Genomic DNA, 21,173 nt, shown 5'->3' on the forward strand with positions numbered 1-21,173 from the left:
ACGTGAGTCACACGGGTGCACCGCGGCCGGCGAAGGGCCGGGCGGACCGCGCGCAGGAGCAGCGCCACATCACGAACCGGCGCGTGTACTATCTCGCCCTCATCTTCCTTGCCATCGCGACATTGCTCATCGGTCGTTTGTTCTGGGTCCAGGTAGTCAAGGGCCCCGAGTTGCGTGCGCAGGCCGAGCAGCAGCGTACCCGCGTGTACGTCGAGCCTGCCCGCCGTGGCGAGATCGTCGACCGGGAGGGCAACCAGCTGGCTTACACCATGCAGGCCCGCTCACTCACGGTTTCCCCGAACCTGCTGCGTGAGGAGCTGAAGCAGCAGCAGGAGTTGCAGTTGCGTATCGACGGGCTATCGCAAGAAGACATCGACGCCCAGATCGATGCCAGGGTAGAGGACGTTTTGCGCACCATGGCGAACGAGATCCCGGGCATGATCGGTGATGGCGAAGAGGGGGAGGACTCCGATTCCGGCAGCGGCGACTCCGACGAGCCGAATCGCACCGTCGGTGAGGTCAGCGCGAAAGAGATCCTGGACAAGCTGCACGCGGACTCGAACTACGAGGTGCTGGTGCGCAACGTTGACCCGGACGTGGCCTCTAAGGTGGCGGCTGCGTTCCACGGTGTGGCGGCGGACCACCAGGATATTCGCCAGTACCCCAACGGCGCGGTGGGCGAAAACATCATTGGCAAGGTGTCCATGGATGGCCAAGGCCAGTTTGGGCTTGAGGCGTCGTCGGACGCCGCGCTCACCGGTATCAACGGGCGTTCCACTGAGGATGTCTCCGCCGACGGGCAGTCGATTCCGGGCACGCTTCGCGACGTGGTGCCTGCCGTGGACGGTTCGCGCATCCAGCTCACGATCGACTTGGATCTGCAGACCTTTGTGCAGCAGACCCTTGAGCAGGCGAAGGAGAATTCGCAGGCAAAGCAGGCCGAGGCTGTGGTGCTCGACGCGCACACTGGTGAGGTGCTGGCGATGGCGAACACGGACACCATCAACCCGAATGCGGACTTGGAGAAGCAGATTAAGCAGGGCCGTGATTTCGAGAACCCGTCGATATCGCACCCGTTCGAGCCTGGCTCGGTTGCGAAGGTGATTACTGCGGCTGCCGCGATCGACCTGGGGCTGACGGACCCGCGCGAGGTGCATCAGGTGCCGGGATCCATCGACATGGCTGGCATTACGGTCAACGACGCTTGGACGCACGACGTGCTGCCGTACACCACTGCCGGTATCTTCGGCAAGTCCTCGAACGTGGGCACGTTGCAGATCGCGCAGCGTCTCGGCGAGGAGCGTTACTGGGACTATCTCAACCGCTTCGGCATCGGTTCCACAACAGGCATCGAGCTGCCGAACGAATCAGCCGGCCTGGTTCCGGTGCTCGAGCAGTGGTCCGGCGGTACCTTCGCAAACCTGCCGATCGGGCAGGGGATGAGCTGGACAACGCTGCAGATGGCGAGCGTGTATCAGGCACTTGCGAACGGCGGCGAGCGTATCGAGCCGCGCGTCATCTCACAGGTGACAGGCCCGGACGGTGAAGAGGTGCCGCAGGAGGAACCGCAGCGCACCCGCGTGGTTAGCGAGGAAGCGGCCCGCACCACCGTCGATATGTTCCGCGCGGCCTTCCAATCCGACTCGGCTGGCGTGCAGTCCGGTACCGCCCAGGGCAACGAGTTGGAGGGTTATCAGCTGGCCGGTAAGACCGGTACCGCGCAGAAGGTGAACCCGGAGACGGGTGCGTACTCGCAGAGCGAGTTCTGGATCACGTTTGCAGGCATCGCGCCTGCCGACGATCCGCGCTTCGTCGTGGCCGTCATGCTCGATGAGCCGCAGCGTGGTCCGCTTCACGGCGGCGCAGGTGGTCAGTCGGCGGCGCCGGTGTTCAAAGAGATCGCGAGCTGGCTGCTCAACCGCGAGAACGTTCCCCCGAGCCCGCCGGCTGAGCCGTTGGTGTTGCAGGAGAACTAGGGAGGAGAAAAAGGTATGTCTGACACGCCCACGCTTCACACCCTGGCGGAGATCGCAGGCGCGCGTCTGGAAAATGTTCCCGAAGGGGAACGCGAGCAGGTGGGTTCCGCCCCGGTGACGTTCATCGGTCTGGATTCCCGCAATGTCGAGCCGGGTGGCATGTTTGCCGCACTACCGGGCACGCGTGTGCACGGCGCGAAGTTCGCGGGTGAATCGCAAGCCGCCACTATCCTCACCGACGATGAAGGCCTGGCGATTCTTGCCGAGGCAGGCGAGACGCGCCCCGTGCTCGTGGTGGACAACATCCGCAAAGTGCTTGGCGACGTCGCCGCCCAGGTCTACGGCCACCCTTCGCGCGAGATGACGTTGATCGGGGTGACGGGGACATCAGGCAAGACCACTACGACGTACATGCTGGAAAAGGGGCTCGCGGCTGCCGGGCACACCGTGGGGCTTATCGGTACCACCGGCACGAAGATCGCGGGCAGGGATGTGGCCACCCAGCTCACTACGCCGGAGGCGACCACCCTGCAGCAACTTTTCGCGCGAATGCTGCGTGAAGGTGTCACACACGTCGTGATGGAGGTGTCTTCCCACGCGCTCATGCTGGGCAGGATTAACGGCGCGGAGTTCGACGTGGCTGGGTTTACCAACCTGTCGCAGGACCACCTGGATTTCCACCCGACGATGGAAGATTACTTCGATGCGAAGGCGCTGTTTTTCGATCCCGCTAGCCCTCTCGCGGCGAAGCGCAGCGTGATCTGCATCGACGACGAGTGGGGCGAGCGCATGGCGCAGGTGGCCAGCAACCCCGTAACGGTAGGGACCAAGGGCCAGACGGCGGATGTCTCGGCGCAGCTTATAGCCGTTGACGAAGCCGGCGTTCAGCACATCCGAATCGGCGAGCGGGAGTTTAGGCTGCCCATGCCGGGAGAGTTCAACGTGGCCAACGCCGCACTCGCGTGCGCGCTCGCGGACGCAGCCGGGGTGGAGCTCGACGGATTCATTCGCGGCCTCGAACAAGCGGCGGTACCCGGGCGCATGGAACGCGTCGATGCGGGCCAGGATTTCGTGGCGGTGGTGGATTACGCACATAAGCCCGCGGCTATCGGCGCGGCGCTCGCTGCGCTTCGCGGCCAGGTCGACGGCCGCATCGGCGTCGCTGTCGGTGCCGGCGGAAACAGGGACACCTCGAAACGCCCGCTCATGGGTGCGGAAGCCGCACGTGGTGCAGACTTCGTGGTGGTCACCGACGATAATCCGCGCACCGAAGATCCCGCGGCCATCCGCTCGGCCGTGATTGCCGGCGCGCGTGAGGCCGAAACAGGAGCAGAGATCACCGAAGTCGGTTCACGCGCAGGCGCCATCGATGCGCTCGTGCAGTGGGCACGCCCCGGCGACGCCGTTATCGTGGTGGGCAAAGGCCACGAGGTGGGCCAGATCGTCGGGAGCGAAACGTTGCACTTCGATGACCGGGAAGAACTACGGCGCGCCATTAGGCAGTACGCGGCGCAGCGAGAAGACGGGGGTAACGCATGATTGACATGAGTTTGGCGCAGATCGCCGAGATCACAGGCGGGCGCTTGAGCCCAGAGGCGGAGCCTAAGGCAAGGGTGACCGGCTACGTGGAGATCGATTCGCGAAAGATTGGCCCCGGCGGGCTATTCGTGGCGTTTCCCGGGGTTCGAGTGGACGGGCACGAGTTCGCGGCGAAGGCTGCCGAGGCGGGCGCGACGGCGGCGCTTACGACGAAGGAAGTGGGGGTGCCAGCGGTAGTCGTCGATAAGCTTCTGCCCCAAGCTGACGACAACTCCGACCTTGCGGCAAACGATCCCGATGGCTCCGCGGCTGGTGTTGTGGACGGCATGACGAAGTTGGCGCGCTATGTCGCGCGCGAACTCACCGCGAACCACGGGCTGAACATCATCGGCGTGACGGGTTCCGCGGGCAAGACGTCCACGAAGGATCTCATCGCCGCGGTGCTGTCGCGCGCGGGCGAGACGGTTGCCCCGCCCGGGTCGTTTAACAACGAGATCGGGCATCCGTACACCGTGCTGCGCTGCACGGAGGAAACAGACTTCTTGGTGGCGGAAATGTCGGCGCGCGGGGTGGGGCACATTGCGCACTTGGCGACGATTGCCCCGCCGACCATCGGCGTCGTGCTCAATGTCGGCTCGGCGCACTTGGGTGAGTTCGGATCCCGCGAAAACATCGCACGCGCGAAGGGCGAGCTGGTCGAAGCGCTGCCGGAAAATGGCGTGGCGGTGCTCAATGCCGACGACGAGCTGGTGGCGGGAATGGCTCCGCGTACGAAGGCTCGTGTGGTGACGTACTCCGCCGCGGGCAGCCGCTCGGCGGATTACTACGCCACCGATGTCTCGCTGGACGCGGTGGCGCGGGCGTCGTTTACCCTGCACACCCCGGCGGGCAATACGGAACCCGTCCGTCTCAACGTCTTCGGCGCCCACCAGGTGGATAACGCGCTGGCCGCAGCAGCGGTGGGCATCGAATCCGGCATGGACGCCAAGACGGTGGCGGAGGCGTTGACGCAGGCGCACTCCGTGTCCGTGAACCGGATGGACGTGCAGACGCGCGCGGACGGCGTGACGGTGATCAACGACGCCTACAACGCGAACCCAGAGTCCATGCGCGCTGCTATCGCCGCGCTCGGCTACACGGCGGCGGCGCGACCCGGTGTTCGCTCGGTGGCGGTGCTCGGCGAGATGGGCGAGCTCGGCCCCGGGGCGCACGAGGCGCATGCGGCGCTTGCCGACGAGCTCGCGCGATACCGCGTCACCCACCTCGTAGCCGTGGGCCCCGGCGACAACGTCGCCGCACTCGCGCAGCGCGCCCGCAGCCGCGGCGTGGAGACCACCGTGGTGGCCGACGCAGCTGAGGCGGCCGAGGCGGTGCGCGACATCATTTCGCATTCCCCGCTGGGGGAGGAAGACTGGTCATCGCGCGAGGACCGCGATGTGGTACTGGTCAAGGCCTCGAACGCTGCCCAACTGTGGGTGGTGGCGGAGACGCTTTTGGCGGGTCATACCCTTAGGTGAGCTTTAAACCCTCGGAGAACTAGCAAGGTAGCAATGTAATGGTTCAAGTCATCATCGCCGGGACAATCAGTTTCTTGGTTTCCATTTTCGTGACCCCGATGCTGATCCGGTACTTCAACCGCCGTGCGATGGGCCAGGAAATCCGTGAGGACGGCCCCGCCTCCCACGCACGCAAGCGTGGCACGCCCACCATGGGCGGTATCGCTATCTTGCTCGCGATCGCGTTGGGCTACCTTGGGGCGTCGATAAGCGCCCTTGCGACAGGCCACACTGCGTTCACCGCAACGGGCCTGATCGTGCTGTTCCTCACCCTCGCGCTTGGCCTGGTGGGGTTTGCCGACGACGGCATCAAGCTGTTCATGCACCGCAACCTGGGCCTGAATAAGACAGCGAAGCTGATTGCGCAGTTCGCCATCGCGATCGCGTTCGGCATCCTCATCCTGCAGTTCCCCGACGAGAACGGGCTAACGCCGGGCTCTCCGTTCTTGAGTTTCGTGCGCGACATTGAAATGTTCGACCTCACGCTCGGAGGCGGGGTTATCGGCACGATTGCCTTCCTGGCGTTCATTTATATTCTGCTGGCGGCATGGTCGAATGCGGTGAACCTCACCGACGGCCTGGACGGGCTTGCGGCCGGTTCGACCGCGCTGGTGATGGCCGCCTACACCGCGATCACCTTCTGGCAGTTCCGCAACTCCTGCGCCGTATCCGCCACCGCGAGCTGCTACACGGTGCGTGACCCGCTTGACCTTGCCATCCTGGCCGCAAGTGGCTTCGGCGCTTGCGTGGGTTTCTTGTGGTGGAACGCGGCCCCGGCGAAAATCTTCATGGGCGACACAGGCTCGCTCGCACTTGGCGGGTTGGTCGCGGGCCTTTCCGTGGGTTCCCGTACCGAGCTTTTGATGGTTGTCATCGGCGCGCTGTTTGTGCTCGAAGCGGCGTCGGTGGTGATCCAGGTGGCGGTGTTCAAGACGACCGGCAAGCGCGCGTTCCGCATGGCGCCGTTCCACCACCACTTTGAAAACGACGGCTGGGCCGAGACGACCGTGGTGATCCGCTTCTGGATCATCAGTGCAATGGCTGTCGCGCTCGGCCTCGCCATCTTCTACGGCGAGTGGCTCAGCCAAGTGGGGACGCTGTGATGTTGCCGGAGATCGCATCCGGCGTGCTGGTCGCCGGCGCGGGGGTGTCGGGGATCGGCGCTGCGGAGCTGCTGCAGGCAGCCGGCGCACGCTTCAAGGTTGTGGACGACAACCCGGGGGGCCGTGCACGCGCCGAAGCTCTGGGCTTCGGCACACTCTCGGGTGAGGGCGCCAGAGCGAGCTTTGCCGACTTCGGCCTGGTGGTCACTTCCCCCGGGTGGCGCCCCGACGCGCAGTTGCTTATCGACGCTAAAGCTGCCGGCCTTGACGTCATCGGCGACGTTGAGCTGTGTTTCCGCCTCGACCGTGCCGGCGTGTTCGGCCCGCCGCGCGACTGGTTAGTAGTCACCGGCACCAACGGCAAAACCACGACCACCGGCATGCTTGCGGCGATGATGATTGAGGCAGGCAAAGACACCGGCAAGCGCGCGGGCGCATGTGGCAACATCGGCGTCGCGGTGGGCGAGGCGTTGCTCGCGCCCGAGCGGCTCGACGTGTTGGTGGCGGAGCTTTCCAGCTTCCAGCTGCACTGGTCCAGCCAGCTCGTGCCGGACGCTGGCGTGCTGCTCAACTTGGCCGACGACCACATCGACTGGCACGGCAGCTTCGACGCGTACGCCGAAGCCAAGGCGAAGGTGCTGCGGGCGCCCGTCGCGGTGGCGGGTGTAGACGACGCCGAGGTGCGCCGATTGGCCGAAGCGACCGGCCGCGACGACATCGTAGGCTTCACCGCCAGCGCACCCGACGATGGGCAGGTGGGAGTTGAAAATGGGCGCATCGTCTCGCGCATCGGTTCAAGCCGCGTGGATGTGGCCAGTGCTGAAGGCATTCAGCCGCCGGGCTTGGCAGGTGTGCTCGACGCCCTGGCCGCCACCGCCGTGGCTTTGAGCCAAGGCGCGAAACCCGAACACGTTCAGCGTGCACTAGAGGCCTACCAGGTTGCGGGGCACCGCGGGGCGGTTGTGCATTCCGCTGGGGGAGTGGACTGGGTGGATAACTCCAAGGCGACGAATCCGCACGCTGCGGACTCCGCGCTCACCGGCGCTGGCGACGTGGTGTGGATCGCCGGCGGGCAGCTCAAGGGTGCGGCAGTGGATGCGGTAGTAAAAGCACATGCGCAGCAATTTCGCGCCGTGGCACTGCTTGGTGTGGACCGTGAGCTGATCCGTGAAAGCGTGGCGCGTGTCGCCCCGGAGGTGCCCATCTTCGTCACCGACGCGACCGACCCGGTGCAGGCGATGGAGGAAGTTGTGGCCTACGCGGCGAGCAAGGCCCGCCCCGGGGATACGGTGCTGCTCGCCCCCGCGGCGGCCAGCCTGGATATGTTTTCCGGAATGTCGGCGCGTGGTGACGCGTTCGCGGCCGCCGCAATGAGACACTAATGCTCGGCTAGTAAGGTCAACTAGAGGTTCAGACTTTAACGAAAGGGCGGCCCATGACGGTGCAACGCGACAACCCCTCAGCACGACGCGCGCCCCGGCCGCCTGCGCCGCCTAGCAACGCGCCGGAATCCAAGCTCGCCGCCGGTGTGCGCCGAATCGGCGAGTTCCTCGATTCGCGCCCGCTTATCGATTACTCCATGATCCGCTCGATCGTGCTCATCCTCGCCGGTCTCGGCGTAGTGATGGCCATGAGCTCGTCGATGGCGTCGTCCTTCGCCGCGAACGCGAGCGTGTGGGCCCAGGCGGTACGCCAATTCATCATGGTCATCCTCGGCTTGGGCGCGTTCTGGCTCGCGCTGCGAACCCCGCCTGAGAAGCTGCGCACCGCCTCCAGCTGGCTGATGGTCATCTCCATCGCGCTGCTCATTGCCGTGCTCACACCGCTAGGCACTGGGCGAGAAGAGGTGGGCTCGCAGTCCTGGTTGGTCGTCGGGCCCCTGCGTATGCAGCCCTCTGAGCTCGCCCGCATTGCGATCGCTATGTGGGGCGCGAAGGTGCTAGCGAACAAGGACCCGCCCCAGCCGATGCGACGCGACAACGGTTTTATGCTGTTCAGCCTCGTGGCGATCATTTGTGTGCTGCTTATCTTCGCCCAAGGGGATATGGGCATGGCGTTATCGTTTGCGGTCGTGGTCGCCTTCATCCTCGTCTTTGCAGGGGTGTCGCTGAAGCTGGTGGGCATCCTCGCCGCAGGCGCGGTCGTGGTGCTGATCGGGGAGTTCCTCTCCGGGGGCTTCCGCTCCAACCGTATCCACGTATACTTCGATGCGCTGCGCGGCGAGTTCGAGGACACCCAGGGCGCGGCTTTTCAGTCGCACCAGGGCTTTTTATCCCTTGCCGACGGCCACATCTTCGGCGTGGGCCTGGGACAGTCCCGCGCGAAGTGGTTCTACCTGCCGGAGGCGCGCAACGACTTCATCTTCGCCGTGATCGGTGAAGAACTCGGACTGTGGGGCGGCGCACTGGTGATCATCCTGTTCGCACTGCTGGGCTTCTTCGGACTGCGGTCCGCGCGCCGGGCACAGACCCAGTACCAGACGCTTATGGCGGCCGCCCTTACCGCGGCCGTTGTCTCCCAGGCCTTCATCAACATGGGCTACGTGGTGGGCCTGCTTCCGGTGACCGGTATTCAGTTGCCAATGCTGTCTGCGGGCGGCACTTCGGCAGTGATTACGCTCGGCGCAATGGGGGTTCTGGCGAACATCGCGCGCCACGAGCCGGACGCCATCTCGTCTATGCAGAACTACGGTCGTCCAGCCTTCGACCGCGTCTTCGGACTGGATGAGCCTCGTGCACTCGCGCAGAGCCGGACGCGAACACGAACGCGAGCGCAAGGGCCGCAAGGGACGCAAGGGCCGCAAGGGCCGCAAGGGCAAGGTCAGGGCAGCAGCAAACCCGCCGCAGCGTCGCAGCGCACTCAGGCTCGCCAGCGCCGCGAAGAGCGCTTCGGCACCCCGGTGACCGCGCGCGGCTCGAAGCAGGCGCCGCAGCGTCAACGCGCGCACCGCCCGGCGCCATACGATCGTGGGGCCACTGCACGTTACGATAGGCAGCATCAGCGCAGCCCGCGAAGATAGCGGGCGCGAAACACATACAGACACGTTCAGGGCCTGGAAAGGCCTGGAGGGCCTGGAGGGCCTGGAGAGCCTGGAGAGCAATGACTGCACAACTTTCTGTTGTTGTCGCTGGAGGCGGCACCGCGGGGCATATTGAGCCGGCACTGGCAATTGGCGAGGTGCTGCGAGACACACACGGCGCGCACGTGGTGGCGCTCGGCACGGAACGGGGGCTGGAGACGACGATTGTGCCCGCCCGTGGCTTTGATCTGGAGCTCATTGACCCGGTGCCCATTCCGCGAAAGAAACCGTGGAAGTTGTTCTCCGTGCCGCTGAAGCTGCGCCGCTCGGTGAACCAGGCGAAGGCCGTGATGCGTGAGGCGGGTACCCAGGCTGTGATCGGAACCGGCGGCTATGTTGCGGCCCCGGCGTACCTCGCCGCAAAATCGCTCGGTTTGCCGTTCTTCGTCTTAGAGACCAATGCGCTCGCTGGCATGGCGAACAAGCTGGGTGTGCGTTTGGGCGGCACGGGCTTCAACGCGGTACAAAACTCCGGGATGAAGGGCGACGTTGTGGGGATCCCTGTGCGCCCCGGTGTGGGTGTGGACCCAGACGGGGCGAAGCGCGAGCGGGGCCTGCGCATGTGGAACCTTGACCCGGAACGCAAGACCATCTTGGTCACGGGCGGATCCCAGGGCGCAGTCAGCATTAATAACGCGCTCGCAGGCGCGGTTGAGCGGCTCACCGCGGCAGGCCACCAGGTGCTGCACGCGTACGGGCGCAAGAACGACATGCCCACCACACACGAGCACTACACCGCCGTGCCCTACATCGACGACATGGAGGCCGCCTACGCAGTGGCTGACATCGTGGTCTGCCGCTCCGGCGCAATGACGGTCGCCGAGAACTCCGCCGCGGGGCTTCCGGCTATCTATATTCCGCTGCCGCACGGCAACGGGGAGCAGGGTTTGAACTCGGCGCACTTGGTCGACGCGGGGGCGGCGCTGCGAATTGAGGATGGGCAGCTGACAGCAGACGTGCTCGTCGATAAGCTTTTGCCCTTGCTTTCCGACGATGCCGCGCTCGGTGCGATGCGCGACGCCCTGGAGTCTTCCGGCGCGGGAAACGTGGCCGAAGAACTGGCGCTACGCGTGGCCGATGCGGCGCGCGAGGCGACTGGGAAGGAGAAGTAGATGGCGGATTTAACGCGTGTGCACCTGGTGGGGATCGGTGGTGCCGGAATGTCCGGGCTTGCCCACATCCTGCTCGATCGCGGTGCGACGGTGACGGGGTCGGACGTGAAGGATTCGCGGCCCGTGCGCACTCTGCAGGCGAAGGGCGCGGCTGTGGCGATCGGTCACGACGAGGCAAACCTAGAGCTTTCCGGCGCGCTTCCCACCGCTGTGGTGACGAGTTTCGCCGCCATTCCGCAAGACAACCCCGAGCTCGTGCGCGCCCGCCGCGAAGGCATAGAGGTACTGCGCCGCTCCGACCTGCTCGCCGAGCTGATGGAGGGATCCACGCAGCTGCTCATCGCGGGCACGCACGGCAAGACGTCCACGACATCGATGGCCGTGGTGGCGCTGCAAGCGGCGGGGGAGGACCCCTCGTTCGCCATCGGTGGCCAGCTCAACCGGGCCGGCACCAACGCCCACCACGGGCAAGGCAACGTGTTCGTGGCGGAGGCTGACGAGTCCGATGCCTCACTTTTGCGCTACGCGCCTGATGTGGCGGTGGTGACGAACATCGAGCCTGACCACCTCGATTTTTATGGCTCGGCCGAAAAGTACTTCGAGGTCTTCGACAAGTTCGCCGATATTGCACGCCACCTGGTGGTGTGCCTGGACGACGAGCACGCGGCCGCGTGCGGCAAGCGTGCGCTGGAGCGCGGCATCACGGTGTCCGGCTACGGCACCGCGGAAGCGGTGGCGCGCAACCCGGAGGTGCCCGCTGGCGCAGTGGTCACAGCAGAGCGTGTCGACGGCGCCAACGTAGCTGTGGAGCTGCAGCTGCGCACCGCCGACGTGGCTGGCGAGGTTGCGTACACCCTCGCCGTGCCCGGGCACCACATGGTGCTCAACTCCGCAGGCGCGCTGCTCGCTGGCGTGCTCACCGGCGCCGACCCTGGGCGTTTGGCGCGGGGGCTTTCCGAGTTCACTGGCGTGCGCCGTCGCTTTGAGTTTAAGGGCGAAGCCGCAGGTGCGAAGGTCTACGATGACTACGCGCACCACCCAACAGAGGTCGCCGCAGTGCTCGGCGCGGCGCGCGACACCGTGGCCGCCGAGGGCGAAAACGGGCGCGTGGTGGTGTGTTTCCAGCCGCACCTGTACTCACGCACGACGGAGTTCGCCACCGAGTTCGCGCGAGCACTCTCGCTCGCGGACTCGTGCGTGCTGCTGGATATCTACGGCGCCCGCGAAACTCCGGTAGAGGGTGTTACCTCACGCATTATCGCCGAGAAGATGAGCGCACCAGTGGTGCTCGAGCCGGATTTCTCGGCCGCGCCCGCCACGGTGGCCGCCCAGGTGCGCCCGGGCGATCTCGTGCTCACCATGGGCGCGGGCAGCGTGACCATGCTTGCCGACGAGATCGTGGCGGCCCTTGAAGCTACGCGCGGGGAGTAGGAGATGTCTACATCGATCACACCGGGCAGGCATCCCGAAGATGAAGGGCGCGAGCCGGAAGCCACGGGCCGCGAGATACAAGACGTGGAGCGTGAGCCGGGCGAAGCTCTTCAGGCGGAGCGTCAGCCGGCTGGCTCGAGTGCGTTGCCGGATCCCCATTCCGAGCCGAAGCCGGATGAGGCACCTCAAGGTAAATCGGCGCGCCGCCGTTCGTTGATCGCGCTCGCGGCTTGCTTTGCTTTCATTGGTGCGGTGGCGGCTGCGATGCCGTTTACTCCCATGATGCCGGTGCGCGGCATTTCCGTGGACGGCAACGTGAACTTGGGTGATGAGGATATCCAGGCGGCCACCGGCATTGAAGTGGGCACCCCGATTGCACGCGTGGACGTGCGCGAGGCTGCCAGCAACGTCGCGGCGAATCCGTGGGTGGAATCCGCTACGGTGTCGCGCGATTGGCCGAACGCGGTGGGCGTTGAGGTGGTGGAGCATGTACCCGTGGCTTGGGTGGACCAGAACGGGGAGCCGCACCTCATCGACAGGGACGGGCGTGATTTCGTTGTCGCCCCGCCACCGCCGGGGGCTGTGCAGCTCGACGGCGTGAGCGAGGAAGAGATGCCTGCCGCCGTTGAAGTCGCAGCCGCCATTACGGACCGGGCGCGGCCGCGCGTTCGCGCACTCACCACGGACGGGCCGTACAGCTTCGCGCTTGTGCTTGACGACGACCGGACGGTGTATTGGGGCGCCGCCGAGGACAACCACAACAAGGCCATCGCTTTGGAAACCGTCTTGCAGATGGAAGGCCAAGCCTTCAACATCTCTAACCCAGAATTGGTCAGCGCCTCCTAAAAGGAACCTGACCCCGCAAAAGGCCAGGTCACAACCCTAAAGTACAGGTTGAGGGTTGTGACACGCCGGGGCATACAACCAAAATCGGCTCGCTTTCACACAAGATGGGACGCAACCAACGCTTCCCCTCAACCTTGAAAGGCGAGACCACCACCATGACCTCTCCCGCGAACTACCTCGCCATGATCCGCGTCGTCGGTGTCGGCGGCGGCGGCGTGAACGCCGTGAACCGCATGATCGAGGAGGGCCTGAAGGGCGTCGAATTCGTCGCCATCAACACCGACTCGCAGGCCCTGCTGTTCACCGACGCAGACACCAAGCTCGACATCGGCCGCGAGGCCACCCGAGGCCTTGGCGCAGGTGCAAACCCGGAAGTGGGTCGCACTAGCGCCGAGGACCACAAGCAGGAGATCGAGGAGTCACTCAAGGGTTCCGACATGGTGTTCGTTACCGCTGGCGAGGGCGGTGGCACCGGCACCGGTGCGGCCCCGGTGGTGGCAGGCATTGCGAAGAAGATGGGCGCACTGACCATCGGTGTGGTTACCCGGCCGTTCACCTTTGAAGGCAAGCGTCGCACCCGCCAGGCGCTCGAGGGGATCGAGGCGCTCAAGGAGGTCTGCGACACCGTTATTGTCATCCCGAACGACCGCCTCTTGCAGCTCGGCGACGCAGAGCTTTCCATGATGGACGCGTTCCGCGCTGCCGACGAGGTGCTGTACAACGGTGTGCAGGGTATTACGAACCTGATCACCATCCCGGGCATGATCAACGTCGACTTCGCCGACGTGCGCTCCGTGATGGCGGATGCGGGATCCGCACTCATGGGTGTGGGCTCGGCGCGTGGCGACAACCGCGTGATGACGGCTACCGAGCAGGCGATCAACTCGCCGCTTTTGGAGACCACCATGGAGGGTGCGAAGGGTGTGCTGCTCTCCGTCGCCGGCGGCTCCGACCTGGGCATCATGGAGGTCAACAACGCCGCCTCCATCGTGGCGGATAAGGCGGACGAGGATGCGAACATCATCTTCGGCACGATTATCGACGACAACTTGGGCGACGAGGTCCGCGTGACCATCATCGCCACCGGCTTTGACGAGAAGGCCAACGCGCGCCCGGCAGATGATCAGGCGGGCGGTTCCACGACGGTGGCCGTCGAGAAGCCTGCTCAGCCCGAAGCTGGCGAGGATGAGCCCGCGCGTGGCTCCCTGTTCGGCGAGCGCGAGCAGCGCACCCAGCGCGAGGAGGACTACCAGCCGCGCCACCGCTACGAGCCGAACCAGTCCGGCCTGTTCACCAACTCCGACCGCCAGCGCGGCGATGATCTGCGCCGCGACCGTGGGTTCGACCAGGGCTTCGACGGCGGCGACGGCTTTGACGACCTCGACGTGCCGGATTTCATGCGCTAAGCGCTAGGGTGGGGCTTTATGACAGAGCCCAACAACCGCCCCGTCCGTATGGTGTTTACCTCCCGTGCTGGCGGGGCTTCGTCGTCCCCGTACGATTCGTTCAACCTGGGCAGCCATGTCGGCGACAACCCGGCCGATGTGGCCGCCAACCGCACCCGGCTCGCCGACATCCTGGGGCTGCCAGAGGATCGCTTCGTGTGGATGGAGCAGCTGCACACCAACCACGTCACGGTGGTTGACGGCCCGCAGGATTGCCCAGTGGAAGCCACTGACGCGCTGGTGACCCGAGAGAAAAACCTCGCGTTATGCGTGCTTGTAGCGGACTGCACGCCGGTGCTGTTGTCCGACCACTCGGCGGGCGTGATCGGTGCCGCTCACGCCGGGCGCATGGGCGCGCGTAACGGCATCGTTCGCCGCACCGTGGAGAAGATGGTGCAACTCGGTGCCAAGCCGGAGAACATCCAGGTGCTGCTTGGCCCCGCTGCCGCGGGCGAATCCTACGAGGTGCCAGAGGAGATGGCGGCCGATGTTGAGCGCCACCTGCCGGGCTCGCGCACCACCACGCGCGAAGGAACCCCGGGTATCGACGTGCGCGCTGGCCTGGTGCGCCAGCTGCTCAGCATGGGAGTGCGCAACATCGACGCGGATCCGCGCGACACCATTGCCGACAACGACTTTTTCTCCCACCGGCGCGACGGCACCACCGGGCGCCAAGCAGGGGTGATCTGGTTGACGGGGGTGGAGGCATGATTGCGCAACGTTATGCGGAAGTAACCCGGCAGATCCGTGAGGCGGAAGCCGCGGCCGGCCGCCCCGCAGGCAGTGTGCAGCTGCTTCCGGTGACCAAGTTCCACCCGGTGGATGCGATCCGAGAGCTCGCCGAGCTGGGGGTTGAACTTGTCGGGGAGAACCGCGAGCAGGAAGCCAGGCAGAAAGCAGAGCAGCTTAACGACGTTTGCCGGATCGCCATGATCGGCCAAATCCAGTCGAAGAAGGCCAATGCGGTAGCCCGCTGGGCGTCCGAGGTCCACTCCCTGGACTCGGTGAAGCTGGCCGAAGGTTTGGAACGCGGCATGGCACTCGCCCTCGAGCGTGGCGACAGGACTACGGCGACGCTGCCGTGCATGGTGCAACTCTCCGCCGACGGCGACACCGCAAGGGGTGGCGCGGCGGTGGAAACGGTGCCCGAAATCGTCGCTGCAGTCGAAGGATCGGAGCACTTGGAACTGGCGGGTTTTATGGTGGTGCCACCCCTGGAATCCGACCCACGCGAGGTGTTCGATTCGGCCCGCGCAACAACCGACGAATACGCCTCGACTCTCAAGCGAAACTTGAGACTTTCCGCAGGTATGAGTGGTGATTTCGAACTTGCAATTGCGTCTGGATCGGACATCGTGCGTGTCGGAACAGCTGTGCTTGGACCCCGGCCCGTAGGCTAAGCCGCACCCCCGTTCCAGACCCCCGACCTAACCCCGCAAGGAGCCCAAAAATGTCATTTCTTGGCAGCGCGAAAGAGTTCTTCGGCCTCGGCCCTATCGAGCACACCGAGGAGGATGCGTACTACGACGACGGCGCTTACCGTGACGGTGGCTCCACCGCCTATGACCGCGACGTGCGCCCGGCTCGCGAAGAGCGCTACACCCCGGCCGCGCCTGCGCGCCCGCAGTACACGCGCAACTACACCCCGCACATTGTCACCGCGTCCCCGCGTACGTACAACGACGCCAAAGAAATCGGGGAGCCGTTCCGCGACGGCGACGCAGTGGTGATGGACCTGACGGACCTGAACACCGCTGATGCAAAGCGCATTGTGGATTTCGCCGCCGGCCTGTGCTTCGCGTTGCGTGGCAACATGCACAACCTCTCCCGCGGGGTGGATACCCAGCGCCGCCTCTTCGCCATCGTCCCGGAAAACGCCGGGTTGGAAAAGGATGACCTGAAGCGCGCTGCACAGCTGCGATAGTGCTTCGTTAGGGTAAGACGCGTGGCACTATTCGGAGCAATACTTTTCACGATCGTCGGGCTTTACTCGCTGATTGTGGTCATCCGCATCATCGTCGAGATGATCCAGGCGTTTTCCAAACAGTTCGACCCACCGCACTGGTTCATCATGGTGGCGGAGCCGATCTTCCGCCTTACTGATCCACCGGTGCGCGCTTTGCGTCGCGTAATTCCGCCGCTGCGGCTCGGTGGCGGGGTTGGTTTGGACGTCAGCGTGATTGTGCTTTTCATCGCGCTTGCCCTCATTCAGGGGCTCATCCGCGGGCTGCTCATCGCGCCCGCCCTGTAGCCCACTCAACGTGGGGTTGAGATTCAGGGTAGAACTTAGAAGGTAGCCACCAAAGCGTGGACTACACCCAACTTGAAGTAAACAGTTACAATTCAGCAGACAACTAGGTAAGCGATGCCGTAACGTGGTTCGCACCTTATGCCCGCTCCGGCGGGCGAATATCCGACATCGAAGGGAACGCTAATGCCGCTGACACCAGCAGACGTGCACAATGTCGCTTTCAGCAAACCCCCGATTGGTAAGCGGGGATACAACGAGGACGAGGTGGATCAGTTCCTCGACCTCGTTGAGGACACGCTGGCGCAGTTGCAGGATGAAAACGACGAGCTGCGCGCACGTGTGGAGGAGCTGAGCAGCGGCGAGGCAGCCGCAGCCCCGGTTTCCACCCGCATCGAGCCGGCTGCCACCTCCGATGTCAACGCCGACGAGATCCGCCAGCAGGTGGAGAACCAGGTGCGCGAGGAGTTCGAAGAGGAGCTCTTCGAGGCAAAGCAGCAGCGGAAGCAGGCTGAGCGCCAGATTCAGAACCTGCAGGCCGAGTTGGATACGGTCAAGCGGAAGGCTGAGCGCGACCGTCAGCAGGGCATCGAGGATCAGAACGAGTCCGACCGTCGCATCGCCGATGCAGACAGGCGTGTGGTGGCGGCCGACAAGCGCACTGCAGATGCCGAGGCTCGCACCGCTACTGCGAACCGTCTCACCGAGGAAGCGGACGCACGCACTGTGGCCGCAAACCAGCTCACCGCGGAAGCTGAAGCCCGCACTGTCGCGGCGAACAAGCGCACTGAGGAGGCCGACGCCCGTACCGCTGCCGCCAACCTGGCAGCGGAGGAGAGTGCCGCGGATGCTGCCGAAGCGCGCGCTGAGACTGAGCTGTACAACCAGAACCACATGCAGGCAGCAAAGGTGCTTAGCTTGGCGCAGGAGATGGCAGACCGTCTCACCTCCGATGCGCAGCGCGAAGCGTCCAGCATGATCGCGGACGCACAGGACGCTGCGGACCGCGAGCTGCACGACGCGCGCACCAAGGCAAAGCGCCAGCTGCAGGATGCCCAAACGCGCTCTCGCGCGCAGCTCGACGAGGCTGAGGCAAAGGCCAAGCAGCTCGTTGAGGAGGCACAGCGTCAAGCGGAGGAGACCACCTCCCAGGCCAACGAGCGCGCAGAAGCGCAGATCCGCCAGGCCGAGGAACAGGCGACGAAGCTGCGCACCGAGGCTGAGCAGAAGCACTCCGAGATCCTCAACACGGTCAAGCAGCAGCAGACTGCGCTGGAGAACCGCATCGCGGAGCTGCGTACCTTCGAGCGCGAGTACCGCACTCGCCTGAAGACGCTGCTGGAGTCTCAGCTGGAGGAGCTGGAGGCGCGCACCTCTTCCGCTCCGAACGAGCAGTAACAACTTTCCTTCAAGCCGCGGCGTTGTATGATGTGCAACGTCGCGGCTTTTGCGATGCGCACTGATCCGGCCATCACCGGGGAGCGCTTCCGGAAGAACAGCTTAAAGGCCCAGTAGAACCGGACGTTTACCACGGAAGACGTCACTTCCTTCACCACAACGAAGTGGGGGTGCGTATGCGCCCCAAGCAGGGTGGTACCGCGTGGGTTGACCGCGTCCCTGCGAGGTTGAAGGAGTATGTGATGGTGGGCAACGTCTACCCGAAGGTGAGCTTCGACGGAGACACCTTCCCCGAACTCGAGCAGTCCGTGCTCGCGTACTGGAACAGCGACAACACGTTCCAGGCCTCGCTGGACAACCGCGAGGGCGCAGAGGAATACGTGTTTAACGACGGACCGCCGTTCGCAAACGGTTTGCCGCACTACGGCCACCTGCTCACCGGCTACGTCAAAGACATCGTGCCGCGTTTCCGCACCATGGCTGGCTACCGCGTGCCGCGCGTATTCGGGTGGGACTGCCACGGCCTGCCTGCTGAGCTGGAGGCGGAAAAGCAGCTCGGTATTACGGACAAGGGCCAGATCGAGGAGATGGGCCTAGAGAAGTTCAACGAGTACTGCGCCAAGTCGGTGATGCACTACGCCGGTGAGTGGGAGGACTACGTCACCCGCCAGGCACGTTGGGTGGATTTCGAAAACGGCTACAAGACGATGGACCCCGAGTACATGGAGTCCGTCATGTGGGCGTTTAAGGAGCTCTACGATAAGGGCCTGATCTACCAGGGCTTCCGTGTCCTGCCGTACTCCTGGGCAGAGCACACGCCGCTGTCTAACCAGGAGACCCGGCTGGACGATGCGTATCGCGACCGCCAGGATCCCACAGTCACCGTCACCATGCCGTTCACAGGAGCGAGGGAAGGCTTCGCTGCGGAGCAAACCGTACAGGAGCACCCGGAACTTCTGAACGCCGCCGCGATCGCCTGGACCACCACGCCGTGGACGCTACCGTCGAACCTCGCGCTCGCGGTGCACCCGGAGGTGGAATACAGCTTGGTGAAGGTGGGGGCAGACGGGGCGGAAGGCTTCGTCGATAAGCAACTGCTCTTGGCGACGAGCCTGCTCGGCGCGTACGCCAAGGAGTTGGGCGAGTTTGAGACCGTGGCGACGTTCGTCGGCGCGCAGCTGGAGGGTCTGGAGTACGAGCCGGTGTTCGGTTACTTCGCGGACACCGAAAACGCGTTTATGGTGCTCAACGCCGATTACGTGACCACCGAGGACGGCACCGGTGTCGTGCACCAGGCGCCGGCGTTCGGTGAGGACGATATGCTCACCTGCGAGAAGTACGATATCGGTCTGGTCATCCCGGTGGATGCGGACGGCAAGTTCACCTCGCTCGTGCCCGACTACGAGGGCCAGCTGGTCTTCGACGCGAACCGCGACATCATCCGCGACTTGAAGGCCGCCGGGCGGGTTGTGCGCGACCAGACGATTAACCACTCCTACCCGCACTCCTGGCGCTCCGGCGAGCCGCTGATCTACATGGCGCTGCCGGCGTGGTTTGTGAAGGTCACTGACATCCGCGACCGCATGGTGGAGCTGAACCAGGAGATCGACTGGATCCCATCTCACATCCGTGACGGCCAGTTCGGCAAGTGGCTCGAAGGCGCGCGCGATTGGAACATCTCGCGCACCCGCTACTGGGGCTCGCCGGTGCCGGCGTGGGTGTCGGACAACCCGGAGTACCCGCGCGTGGACGTGTACGGCTCACTCGACGAGCTGGAGCGCGACTTCGGCGAGCGCCCGAAGTCGTTGCACCGCCCGCACATCGACGAGCTTACGCGCCCGAACCCGGACGACCCGACGGGGCAATCCATGATGCGGCGTGTGCCGGACGTGTTGGACTGCTGGTTCGAGTCCGGCTCCATGCCCTTTGCGCAGTACCACTACCCGTTTGAGAACGTCGAGGAGCACGATTCACGCCAGCCCGCGGACTTCATCGTGGAGTACTCGGGCCAGACGCGCGGCTGGTTCTACGTCCAGCACGTGCTGGCTACCGCGCTGTTCGACCGCGTCGCGTTCAAGCGCGTCGTCGCCCACGGCATTGTGCTCGGCTCCGACGGGCAGAAGATGAGTAAGTCGAAGGGCAACTACCCGAACGTCAACGAGGTCTTCGACCGCGATGGCTCGGACGCCATGCGCTGGTTCCTCATGTCCTCGCCGATCCTGCGCGGCGGCAACCTGATTGTCACCGAGCAAGGCATCCGCGAAGGTGTGCGCCAGGCGCTTTTGCCGATCTGGAACGCGTACACGTTCCTGCAGCTGTACTCCTCTGAGGAAGCGACCTGGTCGCTGGACTCAGACAACGTGCTCGACCGTTACATCCTGGCCAAGACCCACGATTTGGTCGAAGGCGTTGACGCGGCGCTGCGCGAGACCCGTATCGCGGATGCCTGCGACGAGGTCCGGCGCTTCGCCGACACCTTGACCAACTGGTACGTGCGCCGCTCCCGTGACCGTTTCTGGGAGGGCCAGGAGGCGCACCCGGAGGCATTCAACACGCTCTACACGGTGCTGGAGATTGTCACGCGTGTCACCGCGCCACTTTTGCCGTACATCTCCGAGGTGATCTGGCGCGGCTTGACCGGCGAGCGTTCGGTGCACCTGACGGACTACCCGGTGGCCGCCGAGATTCCGGCGGACGCCGAGCTGGTAGCCGCGATGGACGCCACACGTGCGGTGTGCTCCGCGGCGTCGTCGGTGCGAAAGGCGAACAAGCTGCGTAACCGCCTGCCACTGCCGAAGCTCACCGTGGCGCTCGCCGACGCTGAGAAGCTCGAGCCGTTTGTTTCAACCATCCGCGACGAGGTGAACGTAAAAGATGTGGAGCTGACCACCGACGTGGATTCCGTCGGTTCGTTCGAAGTCGTGGTGAACGCGAAGGTGGCCGGCCCGCAGTTGGGCAAGGATGTGCAGCGCGCCATCAAGAACGTCAAGGCTGGTAACTACGAGCGTCGTGGCGACGACGTGGTGGTCGACGGCGACATCGTGCTCACCCCGGAGTTGTACACCGAGCGCCTGGTGGCGGAGAACCCGGAGAGCACCGCGCGTGTCGACGTTGCCGGCGGCGCCGTCGGCCTCGTGGTGCTGGACACCGAGGTCACCGAGGAGCTCGAGGCAGAGGGTTGGGCCGCCGACGTGATCCGCGGCCTGCAGGACGCGCGTAAGCAGGAAGGCTTGGAGGTCTCCGACCGCATTGCCGTGGTGCTTTCCGTGCCCGCCGAGCGCGAGGAGTGGGCGAACCGCCACGCTGACCACATCGCGGGCGAGACGCTGGCCACATCCTTCGACGTGGTCACCGAGCCGGTTGAGGGCCACAGCGTGATCGACGGCGTGATCGCCACGGTGCGCAAGCAGTAGGTCCCCGCTAGTTCCGCGCACTCGCCG

At 64.9% G+C, this 21,173-nt stretch carries 16 protein-coding genes; all 16 read left to right on the plus strand.

Annotated features, from left to right (window positions below; genetic code table 11):
- The first annotated feature begins 83 nt into the window (after positions 1 to 83).
- Entirely contained in the window at positions 84 to 1,976 is a 1,893-nt protein-coding gene (locus HWX32_RS03460; RefSeq protein ID WP_254868296.1) for a penicillin-binding protein 2, read from the plus strand.
- Positions 1,977 to 1,991: 15 nt separating this feature from the next.
- Positions 1,992 to 3,515 (plus strand): UDP-N-acetylmuramoyl-L-alanyl-D-glutamate--2,6-diaminopimelate ligase, encoded by a 1,524-nt coding sequence (locus tag HWX32_RS03465; protein WP_175934720.1) that lies wholly within the window; start codon positions 1,992 to 1,994, stop codon positions 3,513 to 3,515.
- Complete coding sequence (gene murF, locus HWX32_RS03470; RefSeq protein WP_175934721.1) at positions 3,512 to 5,032, plus strand: UDP-N-acetylmuramoyl-tripeptide--D-alanyl-D-alanine ligase; 1,521 nt, start codon at positions 3,512 to 3,514, stop codon at positions 5,030 to 5,032. Before HWX32_RS03465 ends, murF begins: the two co-directional genes overlap by 4 nt.
- Before the next feature lie 38 nt (positions 5,033 to 5,070).
- Positions 5,071 to 6,174: a phospho-N-acetylmuramoyl-pentapeptide-transferase gene (gene mraY / locus HWX32_RS03475; protein ID WP_175934722.1), complete on the plus strand. Its 1,104-nt coding sequence runs from the start codon at positions 5,071 to 5,073 to the stop codon at positions 6,172 to 6,174.
- Positions 6,174 to 7,556, plus strand: a complete 1,383-nt coding sequence (gene murD, locus HWX32_RS03480; protein WP_175935022.1) for a UDP-N-acetylmuramoyl-L-alanine--D-glutamate ligase — start codon at positions 6,174 to 6,176, stop codon at positions 7,554 to 7,556. Before mraY ends, murD begins: the two co-directional genes overlap by 1 nt.
- Positions 7,557 to 7,609: 53 nt before the next feature.
- Complete coding sequence (locus HWX32_RS03485; RefSeq protein WP_175934723.1) at positions 7,610 to 9,193, plus strand: FtsW/RodA/SpoVE family cell cycle protein; 1,584 nt, start codon at positions 7,610 to 7,612, stop codon at positions 9,191 to 9,193.
- Between the two features lie 80 nt (positions 9,194 to 9,273).
- Positions 9,274 to 10,365: an undecaprenyldiphospho-muramoylpentapeptide beta-N-acetylglucosaminyltransferase gene (gene murG / locus HWX32_RS03490; RefSeq protein WP_175934724.1), complete on the plus strand. Its 1,092-nt coding sequence runs from the start codon at positions 9,274 to 9,276 to the stop codon at positions 10,363 to 10,365.
- On the plus strand, positions 10,366 to 11,796 hold the full coding sequence (gene murC, locus HWX32_RS03495; protein WP_175934725.1) for a UDP-N-acetylmuramate--L-alanine ligase: 1,431 nt from the start codon (positions 10,366 to 10,368) through the stop codon (positions 11,794 to 11,796). It abuts the gene before it with no gap.
- Positions 11,797 to 11,799: 3 nt separating this feature from the next.
- Positions 11,800 to 12,642: a cell division protein FtsQ/DivIB gene (locus HWX32_RS03500; protein WP_082259955.1), complete on the plus strand. Its 843-nt coding sequence runs from the start codon at positions 11,800 to 11,802 to the stop codon at positions 12,640 to 12,642.
- 155 nt (positions 12,643 to 12,797) lie between these two features.
- Positions 12,798 to 14,048, plus strand: coding sequence for a cell division protein FtsZ (gene ftsZ, locus HWX32_RS03505; protein WP_082259963.1), 1,251 nt, complete (start codon positions 12,798 to 12,800; stop codon positions 14,046 to 14,048).
- An 18-nt stretch (positions 14,049 to 14,066) separates the two neighbouring features.
- On the plus strand, positions 14,067 to 14,798 hold the full coding sequence (gene pgeF, locus HWX32_RS03510) for a peptidoglycan editing factor PgeF (protein WP_082259956.1): 732 nt from the start codon (positions 14,067 to 14,069) through the stop codon (positions 14,796 to 14,798).
- Positions 14,795 to 15,487 carry a YggS family pyridoxal phosphate-dependent enzyme gene (locus HWX32_RS03515; protein ID WP_175934726.1) on the plus strand — a complete coding sequence of 231 codons (693 nt, stop codon included), beginning with the start codon at positions 14,795 to 14,797 and terminating at the stop codon, positions 15,485 to 15,487. Before pgeF ends, HWX32_RS03515 begins: the two co-directional genes overlap by 4 nt.
- Before the next feature lie 50 nt (positions 15,488 to 15,537).
- The gene (locus tag HWX32_RS03520; RefSeq protein ID WP_175934727.1) at positions 15,538 to 16,011 is read left to right on the plus strand and encodes a cell division protein SepF; all 474 of its coding nucleotides are present in this window, start codon (positions 15,538 to 15,540) and stop codon (positions 16,009 to 16,011) included.
- Positions 16,012 to 16,032: 21 nt separating this feature from the next.
- Complete coding sequence (locus tag HWX32_RS03525) at positions 16,033 to 16,338, plus strand: YggT family protein (RefSeq protein WP_075469325.1); 306 nt, start codon at positions 16,033 to 16,035, stop codon at positions 16,336 to 16,338.
- Positions 16,339 to 16,521: 183 nt separating this feature from the next.
- Positions 16,522 to 17,733 carry a DivIVA domain-containing protein gene (locus HWX32_RS03530; RefSeq protein ID WP_175934728.1) on the plus strand — a complete coding sequence of 404 codons (1,212 nt, stop codon included), beginning with the start codon at positions 16,522 to 16,524 and terminating at the stop codon, positions 17,731 to 17,733.
- A gap of 242 nt (positions 17,734 to 17,975) precedes the next feature.
- Entirely contained in the window at positions 17,976 to 21,146 is a 3,171-nt protein-coding gene (gene ileS, locus HWX32_RS03535) for an isoleucine--tRNA ligase (protein WP_175935023.1), read from the plus strand.
- Positions 21,147 to 21,173 lie beyond the last annotated feature (27 nt).

This window comes from Corynebacterium sp. Marseille-P4321 (assembly GCF_903645305.1).
In the GTDB taxonomy this organism is placed as follows: Bacteria; Actinomycetota; Actinomycetes; order Mycobacteriales; family Mycobacteriaceae; genus Corynebacterium.